Origin of the sequence: Streptococcus sp. 17.1, from assembly GCF_016648655.1 — a bacterium.
In the GTDB taxonomy this organism is placed as follows: Bacteria; Bacillota; Bacilli; order Lactobacillales; family Streptococcaceae; genus Streptococcus; species Streptococcus salivarius_E.
Map to the genome: position 1 here is coordinate 112,725 of NZ_JACLQM010000002.1, position 26,571 is coordinate 139,295.

The 26,571-nt window shown below is 39.3% G+C and carries 29 protein-coding genes and 1 riboswitch; of the genes, 25 read left to right on the forward strand and 4 right to left on the reverse strand.

The annotated features are described in order from the left end of the window. Nucleotides 1-40 precede the first annotated feature (40 nt). A complete protein-coding gene (locus tag H7T99_RS02290) occupies nucleotides 41-766 on the forward strand; it encodes a pseudouridine synthase (protein WP_002883686.1) in 726 nt (241 codons plus the stop codon). Continuing rightward, nucleotides 766-1,014, forward strand: a complete 249-nt coding sequence (gene yidD / locus H7T99_RS02295; RefSeq protein WP_002886534.1) for a membrane protein insertion efficiency factor YidD — start codon at nucleotides 766-768, stop codon at nucleotides 1,012-1,014. The genes H7T99_RS02290 and yidD overlap by 1 nt, the downstream gene beginning before the upstream one ends. Nucleotides 1,015-1,036: 22 nt before the next feature. Here yidD and H7T99_RS02300 read toward each other — a convergent pair whose 3' ends face one another. After that, nucleotides 1,037-2,476 (reverse strand): TrkH family potassium uptake protein, encoded by a 1,440-nt coding sequence (locus H7T99_RS02300; protein WP_002886535.1) that lies wholly within the window; start codon nucleotides 2,474-2,476, stop codon nucleotides 1,037-1,039. A 6-nt stretch (nucleotides 2,477-2,482) separates the two neighbouring features. Continuing rightward, entirely contained in the window at nucleotides 2,483-3,832 is a 1,350-nt protein-coding gene (gene trkA, locus H7T99_RS02305; protein ID WP_037598979.1) for a Trk system potassium transporter TrkA, read from the reverse strand. Nucleotides 3,833-4,109: 277 nt separating this feature from the next. Between trkA and H7T99_RS02310 the strand changes: the two genes are divergently transcribed. The 6 genes from H7T99_RS02310 (at nucleotide 4,110) to H7T99_RS02335 (ending at nucleotide 9,934) form a co-directional block, all read left to right on the forward strand. Next, the gene (locus H7T99_RS02310) at nucleotides 4,110-4,619 is read left to right on the forward strand and encodes a tRNA (cytidine(34)-2'-O)-methyltransferase (RefSeq protein ID WP_002886541.1); all 510 of its coding nucleotides are present in this window, start codon (nucleotides 4,110-4,112) and stop codon (nucleotides 4,617-4,619) included. Nucleotides 4,620-4,725: 106 nt separating this feature from the next. Further along, nucleotides 4,726-4,848: riboswitch (FMN riboswitch) on the forward strand. Between the two features lie 81 nt (nucleotides 4,849-4,929). Then, nucleotides 4,930-5,487, forward strand: coding sequence for an ECF transporter S component (locus H7T99_RS02315; RefSeq protein ID WP_037598980.1), 558 nt, complete (start codon nucleotides 4,930-4,932; stop codon nucleotides 5,485-5,487). A 2-nt stretch (nucleotides 5,488-5,489) separates the two neighbouring features. Next, nucleotides 5,490-6,140, forward strand: coding sequence for a phosphatase PAP2 family protein (locus H7T99_RS02320; RefSeq protein WP_037598982.1), 651 nt, complete (start codon nucleotides 5,490-5,492; stop codon nucleotides 6,138-6,140). 178 nt (nucleotides 6,141-6,318) lie between these two features. Then, the gene (locus H7T99_RS02325) at nucleotides 6,319-7,218 is read left to right on the forward strand and encodes a helix-turn-helix transcriptional regulator (protein ID WP_037600269.1); all 900 of its coding nucleotides are present in this window, start codon (nucleotides 6,319-6,321) and stop codon (nucleotides 7,216-7,218) included. 174 nt (nucleotides 7,219-7,392) lie between these two features. Further along, the gene (locus tag H7T99_RS02330; protein WP_037600272.1) at nucleotides 7,393-9,489 is read left to right on the forward strand and encodes a peptide cleavage/export ABC transporter; all 2,097 of its coding nucleotides are present in this window, start codon (nucleotides 7,393-7,395) and stop codon (nucleotides 9,487-9,489) included. Between the two features lie 112 nt (nucleotides 9,490-9,601). Then, complete coding sequence (locus H7T99_RS02335; protein ID WP_002886546.1) at nucleotides 9,602-9,934, forward strand: DUF805 domain-containing protein; 333 nt, start codon at nucleotides 9,602-9,604, stop codon at nucleotides 9,932-9,934. 50 nt (nucleotides 9,935-9,984) lie between these two features. On the opposite strand, the gene H7T99_RS10545 is transcribed toward H7T99_RS02335, so the two are convergent. Both H7T99_RS10545 and H7T99_RS10550 read right to left on the reverse strand, forming a co-directional pair. Next, on the reverse strand, nucleotides 9,985-10,716 hold the full coding sequence (locus tag H7T99_RS10545) for a DUF4153 domain-containing protein (protein ID WP_229103931.1): 732 nt from the start codon (nucleotides 10,714-10,716) through the stop codon (nucleotides 9,985-9,987). Between the two features lie 3 nt (nucleotides 10,717-10,719). Then, nucleotides 10,720-11,379: an urease cluster protein gene (locus tag H7T99_RS10550; protein WP_229103932.1), complete on the reverse strand. Its 660-nt coding sequence runs from the start codon at nucleotides 11,377-11,379 to the stop codon at nucleotides 10,720-10,722. Between the two features lie 404 nt (nucleotides 11,380-11,783). Here H7T99_RS10550 and H7T99_RS02345 point away from each other — a divergent pair, with 404 nt between their 5' ends. The 17 genes from H7T99_RS02345 to sstT all read left to right on the forward strand — a co-directional run bounded on the left by H7T99_RS02345 (nucleotide 11,784) and on the right by sstT (nucleotide 26,533). Then, nucleotides 11,784-12,299: an AmiS/UreI family transporter gene (locus tag H7T99_RS02345; protein WP_002886548.1), complete on the forward strand. Its 516-nt coding sequence runs from the start codon at nucleotides 11,784-11,786 to the stop codon at nucleotides 12,297-12,299. Between the two features lie 24 nt (nucleotides 12,300-12,323). Beyond that, a complete protein-coding gene (locus tag H7T99_RS02350) occupies nucleotides 12,324-12,626 on the forward strand; it encodes an urease subunit gamma (RefSeq protein ID WP_002886558.1) in 303 nt (100 codons plus the stop codon). Between the two features lie 11 nt (nucleotides 12,627-12,637). Further along, nucleotides 12,638-12,949 (forward strand): urease subunit beta, encoded by a 312-nt coding sequence (locus H7T99_RS02355; RefSeq protein ID WP_002886559.1) that lies wholly within the window; start codon nucleotides 12,638-12,640, stop codon nucleotides 12,947-12,949. 15 nt (nucleotides 12,950-12,964) lie between these two features. Next, complete coding sequence (ureC, locus tag H7T99_RS02360) at nucleotides 12,965-14,683, forward strand: urease subunit alpha (protein ID WP_037600274.1); 1,719 nt, start codon at nucleotides 12,965-12,967, stop codon at nucleotides 14,681-14,683. Nucleotides 14,684-14,823: 140 nt separating this feature from the next. Continuing rightward, a complete protein-coding gene (gene ureE / locus H7T99_RS02365) occupies nucleotides 14,824-15,276 on the forward strand; it encodes an urease accessory protein UreE (protein ID WP_002949549.1) in 453 nt (150 codons plus the stop codon). Beyond that, nucleotides 15,266-15,979, forward strand: coding sequence for an urease accessory protein UreF (locus tag H7T99_RS02370; RefSeq protein WP_002889927.1), 714 nt, complete (start codon nucleotides 15,266-15,268; stop codon nucleotides 15,977-15,979). The genes ureE and H7T99_RS02370 overlap by 11 nt, the downstream gene beginning before the upstream one ends. A gap of 29 nt (nucleotides 15,980-16,008) precedes the next feature. After that, complete coding sequence (gene ureG / locus H7T99_RS02375; protein WP_002889928.1) at nucleotides 16,009-16,623, forward strand: urease accessory protein UreG; 615 nt, start codon at nucleotides 16,009-16,011, stop codon at nucleotides 16,621-16,623. Nucleotide 16,624: 1 nt separating this feature from the next. Continuing rightward, a complete protein-coding gene (locus tag H7T99_RS02380; protein WP_037600277.1) occupies nucleotides 16,625-17,464 on the forward strand; it encodes an urease accessory protein UreD in 840 nt (279 codons plus the stop codon). Nucleotides 17,465-17,467: 3 nt separating this feature from the next. After that, nucleotides 17,468-18,445 carry a cobalt transporter CbiM gene (cbiM, locus tag H7T99_RS02385; RefSeq protein WP_013990045.1) on the forward strand — a complete coding sequence of 326 codons (978 nt, stop codon included), beginning with the start codon at nucleotides 17,468-17,470 and terminating at the stop codon, nucleotides 18,443-18,445. Continuing rightward, a complete protein-coding gene (locus H7T99_RS02390) occupies nucleotides 18,442-19,221 on the forward strand; it encodes an energy-coupling factor transporter transmembrane component T (protein WP_013990046.1) in 780 nt (259 codons plus the stop codon). Before cbiM ends, H7T99_RS02390 begins: the two co-directional genes overlap by 4 nt. Nucleotide 19,222: 1 nt before the next feature. Continuing rightward, complete coding sequence (locus H7T99_RS02395) at nucleotides 19,223-19,939, forward strand: energy-coupling factor ABC transporter ATP-binding protein (protein WP_037600280.1); 717 nt, start codon at nucleotides 19,223-19,225, stop codon at nucleotides 19,937-19,939. 166 nt (nucleotides 19,940-20,105) lie between these two features. Beyond that, entirely contained in the window at nucleotides 20,106-20,954 is an 849-nt protein-coding gene (locus tag H7T99_RS02400; RefSeq protein ID WP_002889937.1) for an amino acid ABC transporter substrate-binding protein, read from the forward strand. 159 nt (nucleotides 20,955-21,113) lie between these two features. Then, nucleotides 21,114-22,016 carry a MetQ/NlpA family ABC transporter substrate-binding protein gene (locus H7T99_RS02405; RefSeq protein WP_013990049.1) on the forward strand — a complete coding sequence of 301 codons (903 nt, stop codon included), beginning with the start codon at nucleotides 21,114-21,116 and terminating at the stop codon, nucleotides 22,014-22,016. Nucleotides 22,017-22,076: 60 nt separating this feature from the next. After that, a complete protein-coding gene (locus H7T99_RS02410; RefSeq protein WP_037600284.1) occupies nucleotides 22,077-23,450 on the forward strand; it encodes a M20/M25/M40 family metallo-hydrolase in 1,374 nt (457 codons plus the stop codon). After that, on the forward strand, nucleotides 23,443-24,510 hold the full coding sequence (locus H7T99_RS02415; RefSeq protein WP_037600287.1) for a methionine ABC transporter ATP-binding protein: 1,068 nt from the start codon (nucleotides 23,443-23,445) through the stop codon (nucleotides 24,508-24,510). Before H7T99_RS02410 ends, H7T99_RS02415 begins: the two co-directional genes overlap by 8 nt. Beyond that, nucleotides 24,510-25,202 carry a methionine ABC transporter permease gene (locus H7T99_RS02420; RefSeq protein ID WP_002883771.1) on the forward strand — a complete coding sequence of 231 codons (693 nt, stop codon included), beginning with the start codon at nucleotides 24,510-24,512 and terminating at the stop codon, nucleotides 25,200-25,202. Before H7T99_RS02415 ends, H7T99_RS02420 begins: the two co-directional genes overlap by 1 nt. 122 nt (nucleotides 25,203-25,324) lie before the next feature. Beyond that, on the forward strand, nucleotides 25,325-26,533 hold the full coding sequence (gene sstT, locus H7T99_RS02425) for a serine/threonine transporter SstT (RefSeq protein ID WP_037600290.1): 1,209 nt from the start codon (nucleotides 25,325-25,327) through the stop codon (nucleotides 26,531-26,533). Nucleotides 26,534-26,571 lie beyond the last annotated feature (38 nt).

Sequence of the window (26,571 nt, forward strand, 5' to 3'; positions counted from 1 at the left end):
TGCTAGGTAGAAAGGATACAGCTTAAGCTGTAGAAAAAGAATGCGAATTAATAAATATATTGCCCACGCTGGTGTGGCCAGCCGTCGTAAGGCTGAGGAACTAATTAAAGAGGGTCGTGTGACCCTAAATGGTAAGACCGTTACGGAATTGGCAACAATTGTCAAAAATGGTGATATTGTAGAGGTAAATGGTAGCCCAATTTATAATGAAGAGAAGGTCTATTATCTTCTTAATAAACCACGAGGGGTTATTTCTTCGGTATCTGATGAGAAAAATCGTAAGACGGTGATTGACCTCATGCCCCACGTTAAGGAACGTATCTATCCTGTTGGTCGTCTTGACTGGGATACGACGGGGCTTCTTATTTTGACTAATGATGGTGACTTTACCGATAAGATGATTCACCCACGTAATGAGATTGACAAGGTTTATTTGGCGCGTGTCAAAGGTATTGCGACCAAGGAGAACCTTCGTCCTTTGACTCGTGGTGTGGTCATTGATGGTAAGAAAACAAAACCAGCACGTTACAATATTATCAAAGTAGACCATGAAAAGAACCGTTCAGTTGTTGAATTGACAATTCATGAAGGGCGTAACCACCAGGTTAAGAAAATGTTTGAATCGGTGGGCTTGCTTGTTGATAAGTTGTCACGTACGCGTTTTGGTACCCTTGATTTAACAGGGCTTCGCCCAGGTGAATCACGCCGTCTGAATAAGAAAGAAATCAGTCAGCTTCATAACGCTGCTGTCAATAAGGTTAAATAATGAAAAGATTTCTGATTGCCTTAGTAAGGGCTTATCAGAGATGGATTTCTCCCCTATTTCCACCCTCTTGCCGTTTTCGTCCAACTTGTTCGGTTTATATGATCCAAGCCATAGAAATGCACGGTTTAAAGGGAGTTCTTATGGGAGTTGCCCGTATTTTAAGATGTCACCCTTTATCAGAGACTGGCGATGATCCGGTGCCAGATTATTTTAGTCTAAAACGTAATAAAACTCCTTTGGATAAATGAATCCAAAGGAGTTTTTCTATGATTAAGTTTTTGACCAAGTTTTTGGCAGGAAGAGGAGTAGTAAAGGATAAATTTCCAAACGTCCTGCAATCATAGCAAATCCCATGATAAGCTTAGACAAAGGACTGAAAATAGCAAAGCTATCACTCGTTCCAAGTAAAGGTCCAATATTGTTAAAGGTTGAAGCAGCAGCGCTTGTCACAATCAAGAGGTCTTGATTATCCAGTGATAAAACAGTGACTAAACTTAGTATAATGAGTACATATACAGCTAAATATTTAAGAACACTGTGTTGAGTTTCTTTATCGAGAACACTTCCATTGATATGAAGTGACAGGATACGATTAGGATAGAGACTAGCCAGGGTCTGATTTCGTGCAATCTTAGCAATAATCATAGCACGGATAATCTTGAAACCACCGGCAGTAGAACCTGCTGATCCCCCGATAAACATCAGGAGGAGTAGGATATACTGAGAAAAGAGTGGCCATTTGGTAATATCCGTTAGACCAAAACCAGTTGTTGTGATGATAGTTGACACTTCGAAAAATGAGTATTTGAAAGAGTCAGCCAAATTGTGGTAAATCCCAAAAATATTGAGGAAAATCAAACCTGTTGAAATAGCCACAATCGCAAAGTAGGTACGTAGTTCTTCATCTTGGAAGAAAAACTTGATTTTGCGAAGGAGGATATAGAAATAAAGGTTGAAGTTAACCCCAAAGAGTAGGGTACCAACAGTAACCACATAGGTAATCAGATCACTGTGGTAGTGGGCGATAGAGTCATTATAGACAGCAAATCCCCCAGTACCTGCGCCCCCCATAGCAGTGATGATACTATCAAAGATTGGCATACCGCAAAGCCAGAGAATAACAGCAAAAATAACAAACATAGTCAGATAGATGATGTAAAGAATCTGAGCTGTATTTTTGAGCTTGGCAACGACTTTACCAAATACTGGACCAGGCACCTCTGCACGCATAACCTCATGGTGACCATTTTTACTGTTGTTCATGATGGCTAGGGCAAAGACCAATACCCCCATCCCTCCAATCAAGTGGGCGAAGCTTCGCCAGAAAAGTAGGGAGTGGGTAAGTACTCCAGTATCTGTGAGAATAGTAGCCCCCGAGGTTGTGAAACCAGAGCTCATCTCGAAAAAGGCATCAATGACACTTGGGATCTGACCAGCAAAGACGAAGGGCAATCCTCCAAAGAAGGACCAGAGCACCCAACAGAGGGCTACAATAAGCATTCCTTCTTTGGTGTAAATATGGTAGTTCTTTGGTTTAAAGAGAGTACCAAGCATCCCGAGAAAGAGGAGAATCCCCATCGTACCCAAGATGCTGGCAAATACTTTAGCATCTTCTTGATAAATAAGAGCGACGATAAGTGGTACAACCAAGAGAGCAGCCTCAATCAGTAGGAGCTTGGCAATAAGAAAACGGACAATAGATCGATTCATGGCAACTTACCTCTTCAACAAGTCGTAAATGTGAGTTACATTTTGTAAGAGTGTAACGACCACGATTTTATCCCCAATAGCGAGTCTGTCTTCTCCCGTTGGGAAAATAGATTTTCCATTGCGGATAATAGCAGCGATAAGGACACCGTTAGCAAATTCAAGCTCAGAAAGTTTCTTTCCGGCGATTTTGTTATTTTCCTTAATTTGGAATTGCAAGGTTTCGATACGACCATTAGCCACATGGTGAAGGGCATCAAGACTAGAGTCTTTGGCATTAAAACGCCCACGTACAAAGTGCATTACAGTGTCAACAGCGATACTCTTAGGAGTGACAATTGTTGTTGTCTCACGTGGATCGATAATCTCTAAGAGACTAGTACGGTTAACCTTAGTAATATTCTTGTGAATACCAAGGCTTTCGAGGAACATAGAGGTAATGATATTTTCCTCATCTACTCCGGTTAGGGTAGCTACGGCATCATAACTGGCTGCACTTTCCTCGAGAAGAAGGTCTTTAGCAGTACCGTCACCTAAGATAACAGAAACTTCAGGGAAGACCTGACTAAAGGTTTGCGCACGGTCCATTTTTTGCTCAATCAATTTGACCTTAATACGATTGTTTTTCAAGATATTGAGCAAGTAGTAGGAGATGCGCCCAGCACCAATCAACAAAAGTTTTTTGATGCTTTTTGGCTTGATGTAACTGTGGAAAAGTGCCATATCAACACGTTTACCAGTGACATAAATCTTATCCCCAATTTGCATGGTAGCATTTCCATCTGGAATGATGAGTTCACCCTGACGGTGAATCGTACAAACTAGAATATTGCCGAATTTCCTACGGAATTGTTCCATTGTCATACCAGATAATTGGCTATTTTCAGTAACTTTAAATGCCATAAGAATAACGCGTCCATTAGCAAAAGTTTCAACTGATAGGGCGTTTGGAAATTCAACTGTATTGGCAATATAGCGAGCTGTTAAAAGTTCAGGGTTAACTACTAATGAGAATCCAAGAAAGTTCTTGTCTTTGAAATAAGCATTAGAGTATTCTGGGTTACGTACGCGAACAACAGTTTCTTTGGCACCCATTTGTTTAGCCAGAACTGCTGAAATCATGTTCACTTCATCTTTATCAGTCATCGCGATAAAGACGTCACAGTTGCTAACTTCGGCTTGTTCCAAAATTTTAAAATTAGCTCCATTTCCAGCAAAGCCCATAACATCATAGCGTTTGCTGAGGCGTTTGAGGACCTCTTCCTTTTCTTCAATTAAAATAACATCGTGCTTCTCTTCAACAAGAGAACGACAGAGTGCGGTACCGACTTTACCGGCACCTACGACAATAATACGCATGAGTTACCTCCAAATAATCATTACTATGATACTCTATTTTAGCGGAAAAATCATCCTTTTCAGCTAGCTTTATCAACTATTCCTATTTAAGTAAATAAAGGTGAAATTTTTCTTTAAATTGTCTTGACTTTTAGACCAGAAGTGCTAAAATATATTCAAAGATTCGTTATTTTAAATCTAACCTGTCATGATTTAAGCTAATGAACGTCCACAACCATGTCGTCTGCTGAGCTTGACTCCGGGCGACATGGTATTTTTTATGTCTAGGAGAATTGAGATGTCACGTAATCATATTGTCTTGTTTGAACCTCGTATTCCACAAAACACCGGAAATATTGCACGTACCTGTGCAGCGACTAATAGCCCTCTTCATATCATCCGTCCTATGGGCTTTCCAATTGATGACAAGAAAATGAAACGTGCAGGTTTAGACTACTGGGATAAGCTTGACATCACTTATTATGACAATTTGGCAGATTTCATGTCTAAAAATCGAGAGGGGCGTTTGCATTTAGTCACGAAATTTGCGGATAAGACTTATTCAGAAGAGGCCTATGCCGATGGTGAGGACCACTATTTTATGTTTGGTCGTGAGGATACAGGCCTACCTGAAGATTTTATGCGTGAGCATCCTGAAAAAGCTATTCGTATTCCGATGAATGATGAACATGTGCGTAGTCTAAATGTGTCCAATACTGTTTGTATGATTGTTTACGAAGCGCTTCGTCAGCAACAATTTGAGGGGCTAGAGCTGAGTCACCGTTATCAGCATGATAAGTTAAAATAGATACTTTATTTTGTCTTAAAAGAATAATTATAGTCATTGACTATCAACAGATTAGAAATCCATAATTTGAAAACCTTGTCACCAAGGTTTTTTTATGTTATCCTTAAAAGGTCTTCAGGGCAGGGTGAAACTCCCGACCGGCGGTGATTCTTTGGATAAGTCCGCGAGCGCAAGCTGATGAGGTGTGATTCCTCAACCGACAGTATAGTCTGGATGGAAGAAGACCAGTCTTTTTGCGTAGGCTTTTTTTGGCATGGGCAAATCCATTGGGAACTTCTTTCAAATTGTTAAAATTTGGAGGAATTTTTTTATGACAAACACACGTAAATTGGCTTACATTGCCATTTTATCCGCAGTTTCATTCTTGTTGCTTTATTTTTCATTTCCATTGATTCCAGCAGCAGATTTTTTGAAGGTTGATTTTTCAATCCTTCCTGTTCTTATTGCCTTGGTTATCTTTGATTTTAAGAGTGCCATTGGTGTTCTCTTGCTTCGTTCATTGTTGAAGCTCTTGCTAAACAATGGTGGACCAGGATCAATGATTGGACTTCCTATGAATTTTGTTGCTCTAGGCGTCTTTGTTTGGGGCCTAAGCTATTTTTGGAAGAAAAATCAAACAAGCAAGAATTATATTCTTGGTTCTGTTGTAGGAACTGTCTTGCTTACAGTTGTTATGGTTATTCTTAACTATATTTATGCAGTACCACTCTATGCTAAATTTGCCAACTTTGATATTGCGCAATTTATAGGTCTCTATAAATACCTTTTCGCTATGGTAGTACCTTTCAATTTACTTGAAGGTTTGATTTTTGCGCTAGCCTTTGCTTTGATTTATGCTCCACTTAAGTCTATTCTAGTAAAATTATAAATATGAAACACAAACACACACATTATACTTATGCTTCTTTTGCCTTATTGTTATTTGTTGCTCTCGGTTATATGGTTAAGTTCTATCCTGAAGCCTTGACAGGATTTGATAGCAACATTCAAACTTGGGTTCGAGGAGGATTACCAGCAGGATTGACACGCTTTTTTAAAACTATTACCATGCTTGGGAATACGCCTGTACAGGCTATTATTGCAATCGTAGCAGTCATCTGGCTTTATCTACGTCAGTATAAATCAGAAGCTATCTTTGTGGGAGCTAGTGGGCTTCTCGCTAGTATCTTGATTGTAAGTTTGAAGTATATTTATCAGCGTCAGCGTCCATCAATTACGCATTTAGTGCATGCTAGTGGTTATTCTTTCCCTAGTGGTCATTCTTTGGGAACTTTTATGATTCTTGGAGCAATTGCCATTGTCCTTGCTCAGCGTTTGGAGAAAAAAGAATCTAAAATAGTAGTTTATGCTATTACTGGGCTTCTGATTTTCCTTGTTGGACTTTCGCGTATTTATGTAGGTGTTCATTATCCAACAGATGTTTTAGCTGGCTTTACCTTAGCCTTTGGGTTGCTTAATGCGATTTATCCAACTTATGATCGTATTCGCTTTGAATGGCGATTCCAAAGTAAACAGAAATAAAAAAACATGTAGTTTTGAACTGCATGTTTTTTTGATACAAAGGAAGGTCTTTCCTATATAAAATGTATAAAAATAGCTTATTTTGACTATTGTTCTGTTAAAAATGCATTAACTGTATATTAATTATATTATAATTATGATATAATGTTTTTAAAATTTCGAAATAAAGGAGTGTCTCTTGAACATAAAAGACAGCATTGGACTAAGAATCAAAACTGAGCGTGAACGCCAGCAGATGTCACGTGAAGTGCTATGTTTAGATGGTGCGGAATTGACTGTTCGTCAGTTAATTCGCATTGAAAAAGGGGAGTCGCTCCCGTCTTTGGATAAATTATCTTATATTGCAAAACGTCTAGGAAAAAATATGACCGATTTATTGGATCATGATAATATTACTATCCCTGACGAATACTACGAGATGAAGAATCGTCTGATTAAGTTTCCAACGTATAGAAATCCAGAAAGAATAAAGGCTAAACTTGCCTTAATTGAGGAGGTCTATGAGAAATTCTTTGAACTTCTCCCAGAAGAAGAATTGTTAACTCTAGATATTTTGGAAAATATTTTGAGTTTTACTAGTTGGGAAGAGAGTCCTAAAGTTGAGGAAATATATGAAGACTTGTTTGAACAAGTCAAAAGGAAGAAGAAATTCTCAACTAACGATTTATTAGTTATTGACTATTATTTCTTCCATCTTTATGGAAGAAAGCAGTATGATAAAAAACTTTTTGAAAGAATCGTAAAGAGAGTATTAAATCAGGAAATTTGGACAGATGATGTCTATAATATTGTTTTATTTAACGATTTGATGGCTATCGCTGCTTTGAAGATTTTTCACAATTCCTTCTCAGACTTCTTAACAGTTGTGGATAAAGCCTTAGCTGTTATAGAAAAATCACAATTCTATAGCTATAAACCTAATGTTTTTGTTCTCAAAGCCAAATATGAACTTCTGCATAAAGGAAACAAGAAAGAGGCTGCAGAAAATTACGATAAGGCCATAATGTTTGCTTCCGTTTTAGAAGACTCGGTGCTAGAAGAAAGTATAAAGGCAGGTAAAGCGGCAGATGGTTTATAGAAATGGTGGTGACATAAATGTCACTACTTTTTTAATGGTTAAATGTTTACTATAGAAACATAAATAACAGTTAAAAGGAGTTTTATTTTGAAAAAACTAAAATTATTTACACTATTCTCACTACTTATTACTATCTTGCCTTATTTTGCAGGTTGTCTTTAATAAGGAGTCACCATGTCAAAATATCCATATATTTCACAGGTTGATCAGCGTGATTGTGGAGTCGCTGCCTTGGCTATGATTCTTAAACACTATGGTTCATCTTATAGTTTAGCTTATTTGCGAGAGTTGGCTCAGACTTCTCGTGAAGGTACTTCTGCGCTTGGTTTGGTGGAAGCGGCCAAGCAGTTGGGTCTTGAAACTCAGGCTATTCGTGCGGATTTAGACTTGTTTAAACAAGAAAACCTATCTTATCCTTTTATTGTACATGTGGTTAAAGAAGGTGGGCTGCAACATTATTATACGGTGTTTGGTCAAATCAAGGGGCAGCTTGTTATTGGTGATCCAGATCCTAGCAAGAAGGTCATTAAAATGCCCTTAGAGGAATTTGCCAAAGAGTGGACGGGAGTTACTCTCTTTTTTGTTCCAGGAGAAACCTACACTAAATACAAAGAAGATGTACCTGGACTTCTTTCATTTTTACCAATTTTGTTTCGTCGTAAGGGTTTGATTGCAGTTATTGTCTTATTAAGTTTTCTAGTGACCCTTGTTAATATTATTGGTTCTTATTATTTGCAAGCTATTATCGACCGTTTGATTCCTCAGGGGGCCTATAATCTTCTGACCATGATTTCGCTAGGCTTATGCATCTCTTATCTTGCTCAACAAGTTTTTACTTTTTTCAAAGATTATCTTCTACATCGATTGGGTAATTACCTGTCCATTGCTGTCATTCTTCCTTATATCAAGCATGTCCTTTCCTTGCCTATTAGTTTCTTTAGTTCACGTCGTACTGGTGAAATCACGTCACGTTTTGGAGATGCTAACACTATTATCGAAGCTCTAGCTTCAACGATTTTATCGATTTTCCTAGATGTGACCATTGTGATGACTCTAGCTGTGGCTCTTATTGTACAAAATCAGTCACTTTTTGTGATGACTCTCACGGTAGTTCCTCTTTATGTTTTAATCATTGTGGTATTCTATAAGCTTTTTGAAAAGGAAAATTATCAATTGATGGAGGCAAATAGTCAGGTCAATACCGCTGTTATTGATGATTTGCGAGGTATTGAAACCTTAAAATCCTTGAGAGTTGAGGATAGACGTTATCGGGAAATTGAGGTGAAATTCCATGACTATTTGAAGAAGTCCTTGTCTAAGGCCAAGTGGCAATTAACGCAGGATGGGTTAAAGACAGGGGTTCAGTTAGTTTCTAATGTCTTTATCCTCTGGTATGGGGCACAATTGGTTATGGAAGGGCAACTATCTGCAGGTCAGTTGATTACCTATAATATGTTGTTGAATTATTTTACAACTCCTTTAATTAATATCATCAATCTCCAATCTAAAATTCAGCAAGCCAAAGTCGCCAATAATCGTCTTCAAGAAGTATATGTTGTGGACAAGGAAGAAAAAGGAAAACTTAAAGAGTTATCTTTTAAACAACTTGCTTTTAAAGGAGTTAGTCACCGTTTTAGTTATCAGCAAGAGACTCTTAGTAAGATTGATTTAACGATTCATAAGGGTGAGAAAATCGCCCTCATGGGTCAGAGTGGTTCTGGAAAAACGACCTTAGCTAAAATGTTGTCAGGTTATTATACGAAATCTAGTGGTCATGTAACCCTAGATAAAGATGCTATTAGCCATGCGGAGTTGCGTCAAATGGTGACTTACGTTCCCCAGCAGACCTATGTGTTTACGGGAACCATTTTAGAAAATCTGCTATTAGGATTTGAAGGAGAAGTTGACGAGAAAAAGCTTATTAAAGTTTGCCAACAAGCTGATATCTTAGAGGATATTCAAAAAATGCCACTAGGCTTTCAGACCCAAGTATCTGAAGACGGTGGTTTGTCTGGCGGTCAAAAACAAAGATTAGCTATAGCAAGGGCTCTATTGTCCAAACAACCTATCTTGATTTTTGACGAAGCTACTAGTGGTCTCGATAGTGATACTGAAAGCAGGGTCATGGCTAATCTTGCTAAGATTAAACGAACAATGATTTTTATTGCTCATCGCAATAGTGTACGTCAACATGTCAGTCGTGTAGTGACCATGGTGAGTGGCCAGATTGAGTCAGACAGTGCTAATTTCAATCCATTCCAGTTTATTTAAAAAAGAATCTTCCTATTATATATGTAGAAAACTTAAGAAGTCTAAATTTTCACATCTTGCACCTATCTTATTAATATAGTATACTGGTAGCATACTATTAAGAGGTGTAAACATGTTAGAGGCATATAAAAATTTTTGGTTAGGCTATCTCGATTTTTATGGTCGTACAAAACGATCAGACTATTGGTGGGTTGTCTTGATTAATGGAATTATCGGTAGTTTGATTTTCCTACTGATGGACTTACTTGGGGAAACAAGAGCTGCTGGCTTTACATTGACAGCTTTCATTCTATTTATAGCAGCAACGGCGCTTCCTACCATTTCTATGCAGATTCGTCGTCTACGTGATGCCAATTTCAATGTTGCTTGGATTGTATTAAAAGCGACACCACTACTAGTAGTACTTTGGGTGATGTATGCCTTTCCTACAAGAGATTCAAAATAACTCCAATATAAAAAGGGTGAAACTAGTTAATCTAGTTCCACTCTTTTTTCTTATAAAATAAAGCTACCTAAGAGGCTAATCAAGGTGAAGCTGATAGTTGCATAAAATACAGCGAGACGGGTTGCCTGGATAGGCTTATAAAGTCTAATAAGTGTTAGGACACACCAAATAAAGAGTACTGTGACAAACCAACCTGATAGTAAGCGGCGTGGCGTTACACCATAGAGTGCGATATAAACGCCAAAGAGTTTCCAGCCGGCGATAAGGGCAAAGAGGCTAGCGAAAGTAAAGAGTAGGGTACTCAACAAACGAAGCCCCTTGTGGGTGAAGAAGTTTTCTTTAGAAAAAATGTAAAGTCCAGCTAGGATTCCCAAGTTAAGGGTAGAGACTCGAACCAATTGCCAGAAGCCCTGAACAGCAATATGTGAGGCTTGATGAGCTGGAATGTTGACTTGGTTGAGAGAAAGGAGTTCTCCCATTTGACTAGTGGCAGTTAATATGAATAGGGCATAAGTAAGGCAGAGGCTTCCGAGTACGATATAAGCTGCTACTTTTGGAAACTGACGGGTTGTTTTAAGACGGCCTTCAAATCGTTTTCGACTAAGTGGCTTTTCTTTTGCCAAATAGGTTGCAACGAGTTGAGCAAAAAGTCCTAGAGCCAGAGGGATACTGGTTATTAAACGAGAGAACAATAATCCGTTATCCTTGAAGGAGATAGTGAAATCAAGTAGAGAAGCAAGTGTCTGGAAGAACTGTTGCCAAAGTTGTCCGAAAGCAGGCAAGACCTAACTAAGCTGACTAGCAGCGAATACAGTCAGTAGCAAGGCAATCACGATACTAATGAGAATCATCCATTTGTGGTTCTGAACTGCGTGTTTTTCTTCTTCAGAGAGCTCTTGTTTAGGTGCTGTTTTATAGAGTAGTGTCCAGGCTCCGATAAAGAAATATTTCAGTGGGAAGATGCAGCTAGTGTATATGAGGTCTAGCCAAACCATAATTCCCAAACGGTCTTGACTACTTTGTCCAGTACGTGCCATTAAGTAAAGGAGGATACTCGCATGAAGGCAAAGAATTTGAGCGCTCCCCCAGTTGTCGTGCAGACCCCAAAGACTAATTTGTAAACCTTGTAGTAGGCTAGTGCCCATAAATATTGCCGATTCAAGTCGCATTCCCTTTGCTTTTCCACCTAATAGACGACAGCCCAGTTCAATCGTACTTATCAAGACAAGGGTTGCTGGAAAGGCAAAGGAAAAATGGGTCAAGTAAGTGACATATAGGAAGCAGGCCACGAGACAGGCGACAATCAGTCCCTTAATTTTCCAAATGTCTTTTGGTGAAAAATATTCCAAGAGTTTCTTGGTTTTGGTTTGAAGACTAGTCTTTTCGTCGGAATATTCCTGGGAGACTAGCTGTAAATTAGTAGTATAGTTATTTGTTTCCATCATAATTCTCCTTTTGGATGTTAGTCCAAAAAAGACTTTATCATAAAAAATGTTCGATTTTGTCACCCAACTGTAAAATTACTAAAAATAGGTCTATGGACTTAGGTCTGAAGAATGAGTTGGAAAAATAGGTGAGTAAAAAATATTATGCTCACATTGAATGATAGATTGTACGGGCTATATTGTTAGAAACTGTCAAATGCTAAAGATAGTTTTTTAGAGATTAACTGTTTGTTTATCTGGGATTGAGCAAAGGACTTCTATCGAGGATCACTAAAGGTGATGTCATTTTTTAACACTATATGTTAGATTGACTACCATCTAAATGTTGCAAAATTTCTGAAAATTCGTTGACATGTGTTTTCAAAGTAGTATGATAATAACATAAAAAAACTTAGGAGGTTCTTATGTTAGGTGTCATCCTACTCTATGTTGGTATGGTTTTGATGAGTAATGGACTCCATCGTTTAGAGGGGATTCCTGATAAATCCAATGTTGTCATGAATATCTTTACGGGTGGTTTGGGTTTGATTCTCAACATTATTGTCATTGCTTACGGAGCTTGTACGGGGCAAGGCGCTGAATGGTTTTATGGTAGCGCCACTGGTCTTTTATTTGCCTTCACCTACCTTTACTCAGCGATCAATACGATTTTCGATTTTGATCAACGTTTGTATGGGTGGTTTAGCTTATTTGTGGCAATTAATACGCTACCAGCAGGGATTCTTTGCTTAACATCTGGATACGGTGGTAATGCTTGGTATGGTATTATTTGGTTCTTGTGGGGTATCCTATGGCTAACTGCCTTTATTGAAATTAATCTTAAGAAGAATCTAGGAAAATTTGTCCCTTACCTAGCTATTTTTGAAGGAATTGTAACAGCTTGGATTCCAGGGCTTTTGATGCTTTGGGGCAAGTGGTAAGCATTGATTTAAGGAGGAAAAACGATGCAATTGACAATGCGCGAGCAGGAAAAAATGATGATTAGCCTTGCGGCTATGATTGCTCAACGACGTAAAGACAAAGGAATCAAATTGAATCATCCAGAAGCAGTTGCTTTAATCACTGACTATGTGCTTGAAGGTGCAAGAGAAGGTAAAACTGTTGCCCAACTGATGGATGAAGCTCGCAATCTCTTAACACGTGAAGATGTTATGGAAGGTATTGCAGAAATGATTCCAATGATTCAAGTTGAAGCTACTTTTACGGACAGTACAAAACTGGTTACTGTTCATGATCCTATTCAGTAAGGAGAAGTGTAATGATTCCAGGTGAATACCATGTGGCGAGTGAGCCAATTGATTATAACGGTGGTTACGAAGCCATTAGTCTTGAAGTGAAAAATGTGGGTGACCGTGCTGCTCAAGTGGGTTCTCACTACCATTTTTATGAAGCAAACGAAGCTGGTCTTCAATTTGATCGTGAAAAGGCGCGAGGCAAACGTCTAGATATTCCAGCAGGTACAGCCATTCGTTTTGAGCCAGGTGAAACGAAAACAGTACAACTTATTGACTTTGGAGGGAAACGTCGTATTTTTGGTTTCAATAACAAGGTCAATGGTTTCTTAGACTAGAAAGAGGACAAATCGATGAGTTTTAAAATGGATCGTGAAGAGTATGCTCAACACTATGGACCAACTGTAGGGGATAGCGTACGTCTTGGAGATACCAATCTTTTTGCAGCCATTGAAAAAGACTTTACTGTTTATGGACAGGAATCTAAGTTCGGTGGCGGTAAAGTTTTGCGTGATGGTATGGGTGTTAGTGCTACGGAAACACGTGACAATCCATCAGTTGTTGATACCATTATTACAGGTGCAACCATTATTGACTATACAGGTATTATTAAAGCAGATATCGGTATTCGTGATGGTAAGATTGTTGCTATTGGTCGCGGTGGTAACCCAGATACAATGGACAATGTGGACTTTGTTGTGGGTGCTAGTACAGAAGCCATTGCTGCAGAAGGTTTGATTGTGACTGCTGGTGGTATTGACCTCCACGTACATTATATTTCTGCTGACCTTCCTGAATTTGGTTTGGATAATGGAATTACGACCCTCTTTGGTGGTGGTACTGGTCCCGCCGACGGTAGTAATGCAACAACATGTACACCAGGTAAATTTCATATTACTCGTATGTTGCAAGCTGTTGATGATATGCCTGCTAACTTTGGTTTCCTTGCCAAAGGTGTTGGTTCTGAGACTGAAGTGGTTGAAGAGCAAATTAAAGCTGGTGCAGCAGGAATTAAGACACACGAGGACTGGGGTGCGACTTACGCAGGAATTGATAATTCCCTTAAAGTTGCGGATAAATACGATGTTTCTTTTGCGGTCCACACCGACTCTTTGAATGAGGGTGGATTTATGGAAAATACTTTGGAATCTTTCCAAGGTCGTACCGTTCATACCTTCCATACCGAAGGTTCTGGTGGTGGGCACGCTCCAGATATTATGGTTTTTGCAGGTAAGGAAAATATTTTGCCATCATCAACTAACCCAACTAACCCATATACTACAAATGCTATTGGTGAGTTGTTAGATATGGTTATGGTTTGTCACCACTTGGATCCAAAAATCCCAGAAGACGTATCTTTTGCCGAATCACGTGTTCGTAAACAAACTGTGGCTGCAGAAGATGTTCTTCACGATATGGGAGCCCTTAGTATCATGACTTCAGATGCCATGGCAATGGGACGTGTCGGTGAAGTAGCAATGCGTTGTTGGCAACTAGCTGATAAGATGAAGGCTCAGCGTGGTCCACTTGAAGGGGATTCAGAGTTTAACGATAATAACCGTATTAAACGTTACGTGGCTAAATATACAATTAACCCTGCCATCACCAATGGTATTGCAGACTATATCGGTTCTGTAGAAGTTGGTAAATTTGCAGATTTGGTTATCTGGGAACCAGCACAATTTGGTGCAAAACCTAAGTTGGTGCTTAAGGGTGGTATGTTAACTTATGGTGTTATGGGTGACGCTGGTTCAAGTCTTCCAACACCTCAACCACGTATCATGCGTAAATTATATGGTGCTTACGGTCAAGCGGTTCATGAAACAAATCTTACATTTGTCTCTCAATATGCTTATGATCACGGTATCAAAGAAGAAAATGGTTTGAATAAGATTGTTCTTCCTGTTAAGAATACGCGTAACTTGACTAAGCGTGATATGAAGCTTAATGACTACGCTCCAAAAACAATCCGTATCGATCCACAGACCTTTGATGTCTTTATTGATGATGAGTTGGTTACTTGTGAGCCAATCCATACGACATCATTGTCTCAACGTTATTTCTTGTTCTAAGGAAAACGCTATATACATGAGGCTGGAATTTTTCCTCCAACCTCTTTTGTATTTTACAGCCATAACGTTTTTAGCACTTTATTAGGTTGCTATATGAGTCTGATGCTAGACTTTTAAAATGTAATAGAAAAGGAAAAAGTATGATTTTTACAAAAGTAGATGCTCTTGTTAAGGATATCGATGTGGACAAATACCATATTGAAACAGTCATTCTTTCGAGTGACGATCTTAACAAAAAAATTATTCGTGTGAAGAGTGATCATGGGAATGAATTTGGTATTCGTCTTGATAAGGGACAAAAATTGCAAAATGGCTCTGCCTTTTTTATCGATGATCACCATGTTCTAGCTATTGGTGTTGAGTCACAGGATTTGATTGTCATCTCACCTAAAGATATGGATGAAATGGGAATCACAGCTCACATTCTTGGGAATACTCATAAACCAATTGAGGTGAAAGATGCCAAGATTTATTTAGAGGTTGACCCAGTAGTAGAGCAAGTCTTGACTCAAAAAGAGATTGCCTACACGATTGAAGAAGTGGTCCTTGATAAACCCCTACGCCATGTGAATTTAACTGCCCATGAACATTAATCCCTTTGCTAATGTGTCTTTGCAAGATTATCTTGAAATTGTGCAAATTGTCGATTCCACCTTTCCAATTGGATCATTTAACCACTCATTTGGGATGGAAAATTATCTGCGTGAAGACACTGTAACAGATGATAAAGGTTACGAAGAGTGGCAAGAAGCCTATTTAGCTAGTCAGTTTAAATATGGTGAAGGTCTTGTAATCAAACTGGTTTATGATGCTATGGTTACAGATAACATAGAGCAGGTTTGGCATTATGATAAGGTCTTGACAGTTTCGACGCAAGCGCGTGAAACAAGACAGGGAACTAAGATGATTGCTAAGCAAATGCTTCGACTCATTCAAAGGCTTCATGCTATTCCGGTATTGGATGACTATCAGTCTAAAATACGTAAGGGTGTGGTCTTCGGCAATCCAGCTATTGTCTTTGCGCTCTATGTGTTTAACAAGGGCTTGGGATGTAATGAAGCCATAGCACTTTATGGCTATAGCGTGATTTCGACGATGGTTCAAAATGCTGTGCGTGCCATTCCCCTTGGACAGTTTGCTGGACAGGAGATTGTTTTACGTAGCTTTTCACAATTAGAAAAAATGACACAAGAAATTCAAGAATTGGATGCGTCCTACCTTGGGGCCAATACGCCTGGTCTTGAATTAGCTCAGATGAAACATGAAACACAGGTATTCCGCCTATTCATGTCCTAAAATATCAACAAGGTTGAGAGGAAAAAACAATGACAAAACGTACTGTAATTATTGGAGTTGGTGGACCTGTTGGTTCAGGTAAAACCCTTTTGCTTGAGCGTCTTACACGACGTATGTCCGACTTAAATTTAGCAGTTATTACTAACGATATCTATACAAAAGAAGATGCCCTTTTCTTGGCTAAAAATTCAAGCTTAGACGAAGACCGTATCATTGGTGTAGAAACTGGTGGATGTCCTCATACTGCGATTCGTGAGGATGCCTCTATGAACTTTGAAGCGATTGAAACTCTTCAAGAGCGCTTTAACCATGATTTGGATGTTATTTTCCTTGAAAGTGGTGGAGACAACTTGGCTGCGACCTTCAGCCCTGATTTGGTTGATTTTACCATTTATATTATTGACGTTGCTCAGGGTGAAAAAATCCCACGTAAAGCTGGTCAAGGGATGATTAAGAGTGATTTGTTCTTGATTAATAAGACTGATCTTGCACCTTATGTTGGAGCCAACCTAGACCGTATGCGTGAAGATACCCTTCATTTCCGTAACGAAGATTCTTTCATTTTCACAAATTTGAATAATGATGACAATGTTAAGGAAGTGGAAGAATGGATTCGTAAGAATTTCCTACTAGAGGACTTGTAAGATGACACAAGCATATGATGGTTTTGTCCATCTTGGATTTTCAAACAGAAATGGTCGTACAATTTCCCACAAGAAATACCAAGAAGGCAACTCTCGAGTGTCGGCAGATAATTCAGATGCCAATGGCGTTCCTTACTATTTCCTAATTAATATGGGTGGGGGCTTTGTCGAGGGTGAGCAGTATCAAGTAACCATTGATGTTAATAAAGATGCTCATGCCTTGGTGACAACTCAGACACCTACCTATGTTTACAAGTGTGAGAAAGGACAGTTGACACAACAGAATACGTCTATCACACTTGAAGAAAATAGTTATTTGGAGTACATGGCTGATGAAGTTATTCCCTATTTAAAATCACGCTATTTTCAAACAAGTCGTATTGATATGGATAAGTCTGCCCACTTGATTTATTCAGATGGTGTAACGGCAGGTTGGTCTCATGAGGATTTACCGTTTCAATACCATTATTTTCGTAATTTGACACAAATCTACCAAGATAATGAGCTTGTTTATAGCGATCAGACCCTCTTAGAGCCTCAGAAACAAGATATGTTTAAACTTGGTTATTTTGAAGGCTGGCGTAATTATAATAGTTTGGTAATGGTGTCACCAAATATTGACGAGGCTTTTGTTAAGGCTTTGCAGAAGCACTTAGAAGATCTGAATTTAGAGTCTGATTTTGCTATTTCATCCATAGATATCCCGGGTCTGGTGTTACGTATCTTAGGAAAAACTGCTGAGGATAATCGTCGCGTCATTTATTCTTGTGCAGACTATTTTAGACAAGAAATACATGGATTAACCCCTTTGAATTTGAGAAAAAATGATATGAGGAGATAAGAAATGCATATTCCTGAAAATTACTTAAGCCCTATGACTTGTGCGGCAATGGGGGCAGTTATGTTGCCTATTTGGTATAAGGCTGTCAAGGAAGTGAAGGTAAAGGTTGACACTGATAAAAAAACGATTCCTATGTTGGGAATCGGGACTTCCTTGTCCTTCCTTATCATGATGTTTAATCTTCCAGCCCCAGGTGGAACGAGTGCCCATGCTGTTGGGGCAGTGCTAATTGCCATATTGTTAGGACCTTGGGCCTCCTGTTTAGCAGTTAGTGTGGCTCTAGCTATGCAGGCTTTGCTATTTGGTGATGGTGGGATTTTGGCCTTTGGTGCGAATGCCTTTTGTATGGCTGTTGTCATGCCATTTGTGGGTTATGCTGTTTATAAACTCTTGAATAAGTGGACAAAGAACAGGATAATTGCTAGCTTTTTTGGAGGTTATATTGGAATTGTAGTTGCGGCCCTGACTGTTGCGGTTTTACTAGGAATTCAACCGATTCTCTTTAAAGATAGCAGTGGTAATCCGCTTTATAATCCATACCCTTTGAGAGTGACACTTCCAGTAATGGGCTTGACTCACCTGCTTATAGGCTTGGTAGAAGGATTTTTCACAGCCGGTGTTCAAGAATTCATTGAACGTTTGAATATTGATAATACTCAGGAAATAACGACTAAAAAACTACGTCCTTTATTGCTCTTTATCCTAGCCTTAATTATCCTAACGCCACTTGGTTTATTGGCGACGGGAACAGCTTTTGCAGAATGGGATGTCAAAGAGTTGGTAGAAAAATTGTCTCATTACCATGTGGAAGCCCAAGCGCCAAAAGGAATGTTGAATGGTTTTTCATTCAATGCCCTCTTCCCAGATTATAGTATCGCAGGCATCCCAGAAGTTTTGGGTTATATCCTGAGCGCTGCCTCTGCTGTTTTGATTTTCTTCATCCTCTATCGCTTGATTTTCGGTAGAAAGGTTGAAAAATGATTCTTCCAGATTGGATGTCGGAAGAGCGCCCAGTAGTCACTAAAGTCGGTAGAAATAACTTTCTTATCCGGAATCGTCACCATCTGGAAGCTCTTCTTCAAAAGTTTGAAACGCATCCTTTAAAAGTAGCATCAGTCTTTCATCCAACAGCTAAGGTTTTACTTCTCTTTTTCTTACTTGTTTCAGTGGGAATTAGCCGAAATCTCACAGTTTTGTGGATTGTAGCCTTGTTTTTAGGAGCTGGCGTGGCTTTTTTACCGCATTCTGTTTTAGTAAGAACTTTGAAAAAAACTGTAGTGTTGTTGATCTTCCCTTTAGTTCTTTATCTACCGCATCTCTTACTTAGCGGAGGTCAATCGCTCTTTCTTTTTAGACTTCCTTTGATTGCCGTAGCCATTGCTTATTATTCAGAGACAAGTACAATAAGTGAGATGCTAGTGGCATTAAAAGGGTTGCATTTTCCTGATCTTGTTCTGCTCCAGTTAGATATCACCATAAAATATATCGATGTCTTTGGAAAACAATTAATGGATTTGCTCAAAGGGATTGAAGCACGAAGCTTTGGCGGCAACCATCGTTTCCGGATTGGAAGTAATATCTGGGGAATTTTATACCTTAAAGCTATACGCTATGGTGAGGAACTAACTCAAGCCATGGAAGCACGTTGCTTTGTCGGTGAGTATGTCAAGTCATCACAGTCATTCACATGGAAGGACTGGCTGGCCTTGATAGGTCTAGTAGCAGTGATTTTAGGACAGATTCTGTTAGGAGGATGAGATGTTTCAATTGAAACAAGTGGCCTGTGCCTATGAACAAAAAAAGGTCTTTACTGGTCTTGATTTGGAGATTAGACAAGGACAATATGTGATGTTGATGGGGGAAAATGGGACTGGGAAATCAAGTCTTATCAGTTTATTAACTGGCTTCAAGCAGGAAGAATCTGGTCGCATTCTTTTCTTAGGGAAGGACCTCAAAGAATGCCTGAAGGACAAACGTCAAAAACGAGATTTTTATAGTCGCCTCGGAATCCTCTTCCAGGATGTGGATAGTCAGTTATTTAATAGTACTGTCTATGATGAGATTGCTTTTGGTCCTCGCCAGCTAGGTCTAACCGAAGAAAAAGTCTCACAGCGCGTTCAAGACACGCTATCCCTGCTTAAAATTGAAGATTTAAGAGATCGCGTTCCCTATCAACTGTCTGGTGGAGAAAAGAAGAAAGTGGCTTTTGCCAGTATCATGGTAACGAATCCAGATGTGTATATTCTTGATGAACCCTTCAATAATCTTTCTAAAGAATATGAAGAATTTTTTAGGGAACTTCTACATGAGCTTCATTCAGCTGGGAAAACCATTATCATGTCTGCTCATCACTTTAAGCATCTTCATCATGAAAAGGCTGATGTTCTTCTTTTCGAAGATGGTAAGGCTGATTTCTTTCCTGCCCAGGAAGTGCTCAATAACCAGCAAGTAATTGAGCGTTTGTCGCATTATTAATTAGGAATAAGGTAGAAAATCGTTATTGGTTTTCTGCTTTTTTCTTGTCAAACAATTGATATTTTTAGGTGATAGTATTTTCTTATCACCTTGATTATGTTTAAGTATTAGTTAAGCTTAGTGAATTCTGTTACAATAAAAACAATCAATCTCAAAGGAGAATATTATGAAACTTAAAAAAATTCTTGGAATCACGGGTGTAGCCATTGCTTCAGTAGCTTTGCTTGCTGCATGTTCATCTAAATCATCAAAAGAAGCCTCTAAATCTTCAGGTGCTAAAGAAACAATTAACTTTGCCACTGTTGGGACAACAGCACCATTCTCATATGAAGAAAACGGTGAATTGACTGGTTACGATGTGGAAGTGGCTAAAGCAGTCTTCAAAGACTCTGACAAATATGAAGTGAAATTCCAAAAAACAGAATGGTCTTCAGTCTTCACAGGTCTTGACTCAGCTAAATACCAAATGGCAGGGAACAATATCTCTTATTCAGAAGAACGTGACCAAAAATATCTCTTCTCATATCCAATTGGTACCACACCAGCTGTTTTGACTGTTCCAAAAGATAGTAATATTAAGAAATATGATGATATTGCTGGACACTCAACGCAGGTTGTTCAAGGAACATCGACAGCTACTCAATTGACAGAGTTTAATGAGAAACATTCAGACAAGCCAGTTGAACTTAACTACACAAATGAAAATATTACACAAATGTTGACAAGTTTGAATGAAGGTAAGTACGACTTCAAGATTTTTGATGCACCAACTGTTAATTCAATTATCAAAAATAATAAGTTGAGCAACTTGAAGACGATTGAACTTAAATCTGATCAACAACCATATATCTACTTCTTGTTCGCAGATAACCAAAAAGATCTTCAAAAATTTGTAAACAAACGTTTGGAAGAACTCCAAAAAGATGGTACTTTGGCTAAGTTGGCTGAAAAATTCCTTGGAAACAAAGATTATATTCCAACTAAAGACGCTTTGAAAGTTCCAAGCAAAAAATAAGAAAGGAGCTGGGAATGATTCTCAGCTTTTTCATATAATTAAAATCTAGGGCAGGATATAGTTAAAAACTATAGAGATATACAATTATAAACAATTTGCTACAATTCTTATCCTATGGGATAATAATTTTACACTTAAAACAATTAAAGGGAGTTCGTTATGAAACTTAAAAAAATTCTTGGAATTACAGGATTGGCAGTCGCTTCAACAGTAGCTTTGGCTGCTTGTGGTGCTGGCGGTAACAAATCAGCTAAGGATGATAAAACGTTGACAGTTGGTGTCATGACTTTGGATGACACTACTGAGCCGTTGTGGGATAAAGTCAAAGAATTGGCTAAAGACAAGGGTGTTACTATCGAGTTGAAAGAGTTCACAGACTACAACCAACCAAATGAAGCCCTTAAAAACGGCGAAATCGATGTTAATGCTTTTCAACACATTTATTTCTTGAACAACTGGAACAAAGAAAATAAGGGTGATGTTGTTGCGGCAGCTGACACACTTCTTAGCCCAATCCACCTTTTCTCAGGTACTGAAAACGGAAAAGCTAAGTATAAAGATGTTAAAGAGCTTCCAGATGGAGCTACTATCTCAGTACCTAACGATGGTACAAACGAAAGCCGTGCGTTGACACTTCTTCAAACAGCTGGTTTGATTAAGTTGGATGTTAAAGATGGTGAATTGGCAACTATCAAGAACATTTCTGAAAATCCAAAGAAATTGGATATCAAAGAAATCGCAGCTGAACAAGCTGCCCAAACTCTTTCATCTGTAGATGCAGCAGTTGTTAACAACTCATACGCACAACAACAAAACGTTGACTATGACACAACCCTCTTCCAAGAAGATCCAAGCCAAGATTTAAAAGATTGGGTCAATATCATTGCAGCTAATAAAGATTGGGAAAAATCAAATAAAGCTGATGCTATCAAGACTTTGATTAAAGCCTACCAAAATGATGAAGTAGCGCAAATCATCTATGATGCATCTAACAAGGTTGACCTTCCAGCATGGAAAGGTGCCCCAACACAAGATCAATTGAAAGCTAATTCAAAGAAATAAGCTAAGGACAGAGGGCGTGTGAGAGCACGCCGTTTTGTCGTGTATGAAGGAGACGATTTGATGGCATTTTCAAGTGAAGAAGAGCAGTTACGAAAATTTCGTAACGATGAAATTGCTCAGCACTATTTTGAAGTTTTGCGGACTTTGATTTCTAAAAAATCTATTTTTGCTCAAAATATTGGTCTCTATGATGTAGCTGCTTACCTTGGTGAGATTTTCTCTGGTGTTGGCGCAGAGGTGACAATTGACGAGACCCATACGGCACCTTTTGTCTTGGCGAAATTCAAGAGTCCAAATCCAGATGCGAAAACAATTATTTTCTATCAACACTATGACACTGTTCCTGCGGACAATGATCAGCCATGGACCGATGAACCTTTCCGTCTGACTGTTCGAAAGGGATATATGTATGGTCGTGGTGTCGACGATGATAAGGGCCATATCACAGCTCGGTTGACAGCTCTTCGTAAGTACATTCGTGAGGTCGGAGATCTTCCTGTAAATATTACGTTTATGATGGAAGGTGCTGAAGAATCAGCATCAACAGACCTTGAAAAATATTTAGAAAAATACCGAGATGATCTTCTTCCAGCAGACCTATTGGTTTGGGAGCAAGGGAACCGAAATAGTAAAGGTCAATTGGAAATCACAGGTGGCAACAAGGGGATTATTACCTTTGACTTGTCTGTCGAGAGTGCTGATGTTGATATCCACTCTAAATTTGGTGCAGTGATTGAATCGGCGTCATGGTACTTGCTTAATGCTATCTCAAGCATGAGAGATGATCAGGGACGTATCCTTATCGACGGCATCTATGAAAAGATTGTCCAACCAAACGAACGAGAGATGAATCTTATCGAAACTTATGCCATTGAAAATGCAGACAGTCTTCGTAGGATTTACGGCTTAAAACTACCCATTTTAGAAAGTGACCGCCGAGCGTTCTTAAAAACTTACTATTTTGAGCCTGCTCTTTCTATTGAGGGAATTTCAACAGGTTATCAGGGGCAAGGGGTTAAGACCATCTTACCAGCTCAAGCCAGAGCTAAGATGGAGATACGTTTGGTCCCTGGCTTGACACCTGAGTACGTTTTGGAGTGTATTAAGGCTCACCTCAAAAAAGAAGGATTTGACCGTATCAAGGTAACCTTCACTCTTGGTGAAGAAAGTTATCGAAGTGATATGTCTGATCCAGCTATTGTCAATGTTATTGAGTTAGCAAAAGGTTTTTATGAAGAAGGTGTCGCTGTCCTTCCAACAGCAGCAGGTACGGGGCCTATGCATATGATTTATCAGGCTTTGGGTGTTCCTATGGCAGCCTTTGGTATAGGGAATGCTAACAGTCGTGACCATGGTGGGGATGAAAATGTTAGTCTAGCAGATTACTACACCCACATTGAACTAATTAAGGAGTTAATTGCAAGTTATGAGTAATGTCATTATTGATTTGAAAAATATTGATATCACCTTTACGCAGAAACGCCGCACTATTCAAGCGGTTAAGGATGTGTCTATCCAGATTGAGAAAGGTGATATTTACGGAATTGTTGGTTATTCAGGGGCTGGTAAATCTACCCTTGTGCGTGCGATCAATCTTTTGCAAGTGCCTACAGCTGGTAAAATCACTATCGGTAAAGATGTGACTTTTGCAGATGGTAAGGTCCAATTGTCGACAAAAGAATTGCGCCAGAAACGTCAAACGATTGGGATGATTTTCCAACACTTTAACCTTATGGCTCAAAAGACGGCTTATGAAAATGTAGCTTTTGCTCTTCGTCATTCTAAACTAAGCAATGAAGAGAAAGACAAAAAAATTCGTGGTCTTTTGGAATTGGTTGATTTGGCTGATCGTGCCGAAAACTATCCTGCACAGTTGTCCGGTGGTCAAAAACAACGTGTAGCGATTGCCCGTGCCTTGGCTAATGATCCTGAAATCTTGATTTCAGATGAGTCTACCTCAGCTCTTGACCCAAAAACAACTAAGCAGATCCTTTCACTTTTGCAGGATTTGAATAAAAAGCTTGGTTTGACAGTGGTTATGATCACCCACGAAATGCAAATTGTTAAAGACATTTGTAACCGTGTGGCTGTTATGCAAAATGGTCAACTTTTGGAAGAGGGCAGTGTTCTTGACATCTTCTCAAATCCACAAGAAGATTTGACACAAGAATTTATTGAAACTGCTGCAGGGATTGAAGATGCCTTGGCTAAGATTAATGCACAACCCGTAGTGAAAAACTTACCAGGCTCAGCCCTTCTTGTTCAACTTAAATATGCTGGTTCTTCAACAGATGAGCCACTCTTGACTGAAATTTTCAAAGATTACGGAGTTTCAAGTAACATCCTTTACGGGAACCTTGAGATTCTAGGTGATACTCCTGTTGGTGAATTGGTCGTTGTCTTGAATGGTGAGGCAGATAAGGTTCTTGCTGCTCAAAAAGCGATTGAAAATGCAGGTGTCAGCTTGCAAGTACTTAAGAAAGGAGCCCAATAATGGCAGATTGGATTCAACAAAACTTTCCAGATATTTATCGTATTGGTATGCAGGGGGTTAACTCTTGGCCAGACGCCATCTATGCGACTCTCTATATGACGGTTATTTCCTTCATCATTGGGGGGCTTCTTGGTCTTGTTATGGGGCTCTTCTTGGTATTGACAGGTCCTCGTGGAGTCATTGAAAATAAATTTGTTTTCCAAATCTTGGATAAAATCACTTCAATCTTCCGTGCCATTCCTTTCATCATCCTCTTGGCAATTTTGAAAGGCTTCACTTACTTTATCGTGGGGACTAACCTTGGAATGACAGCGGCCTTGGTTCCATTGTCAGCTGCGACTTTCCCATTCTTTGCACGTCAAGTACAGGTGGTACTTGCAGATCTTGACCGTGGCGTTATTGAAGCAGCACAAGCTAGTGGCGCAACACTTTGGGATACGATTAAGGTTTACCTTGGTGAAGGGCTCCCAGAATTGGTTCGTGTATCAACCGTAACTCTGATTTCCCTTGTGGGTGAAACTGCCATGGCTGGTGCTATCGGTGCCGGTGGTCTTGGTTACATCGCTATCTACTATGGATATAACCGTTCTAGTACCTCAGTTACCATTTTGGCAACTTTCTTGATTTTGATTTTGATTTTCCTTATCCAATTCTTGGGTGATTTCTTGACCCGTAAATTGAGTCATAAATAGGATTTGAGAGCCTGTTTGCCACAGGCTTTTTTCATGTCTTGACGATTTCAGATATTTATCATAGTATGGAAATTATCGAATACTTTATGGTTGAGCTAACCATAAAAAGGAGTTAATGAGTTATGAAACGATTTATTTCAACTTGGAATAGGACCAGTCTAATCAAGCGTATTGCCATTGGTGTGGTAATTGGTGCTGTACTTGGTTTGCTTGTTCCTAAGTTTACGGTTATTGGTCTCTTAGGGGATATGTTTGTTGGTGGCTTGAAGGCAATTGCTCCACTCTTGGTCTTTGCCTTGGTTGCCAATGCCCTTTCTCAAACGCGAGAAGGGCAACAAAGCAACATGAAGACAGTTATTATTCTTTATCTCTTTGGGACCTTTGCGGCAGCATTGACGGCTGTTATTTCTCACTATATTTTTCCAATTTCTCTGAAGTTGGGAGCAGCGGCAGCGACTAAATCGACGGCACCTCAAGGTGTGGGAGAAGTCTTTAAAGATTTGTTGCTTAAGATGGTGGATAACCCTGTCAATGCCTTGGCTCAAGCCAACTACATTGGTGTTTTAGTATGGGCGGTTGTCTTTGGTTTCGCCATGCGAACAGCTAGCACTCACACGAAAGATTTGCTACATACCTTGGCAGAAGTGACTTCACAAATCGTTCGTTGGATTATTAACTTGGCACCATTTGGTATCCTTGGTCTTGTCTTTAATACTATTTCTGAGAATGGTGTTGGTGTTTTGGCGGATTATGGTGTCCTAATCCTTGTTTTAGTGGGAACAATGGCCTTTGTTGCCTTGGTTGTTAATCCTATTATTGCCTTTGTGATGATGGGCAAAAATCCTTTCCCACTGGTTTTCCGTTGTTTGAAAGACTCTGGGATTACAGCCTTCTTTACTCGCTCGTCAGCAGCTAATATTCCTGTTAACCTTCAGCTTTGTAAAGATCTTGGTTTAAATCCTGATACCTATTCAGTTTCTATTCCTTTGGGGTCAACTATTAATATGGCTGGGGCAGCCGTGACAATCAATGTCTTAACTCTTGCTGCAGTAACGACTTTGGGAATTCAGGTCGATTTTGCGACAGCACTCATTCTTAGTGTGGTTGCAGCTATTTCTGCCTGTGGTGCCTCAGGTATTGCTGGAGGATCCCTTCTATTAGTGCCAGTAGCATGTAGCCTCTTTGGTATCTCAAATGATTTGGCCATGCAAGTTGTTGGTGTTGGCTTTATCGTAGGTGTCATCCAAGACTCTTGTGAAACAGCCCTTAACTCTTCAACAGACGTGCTTTTTACAGCAGTAGCAGAAAAGAGCCGTTGGAAGAAAGTATAGATAATTGTATAAGGTCGGCCTATTTGGCTGGCTTTTTG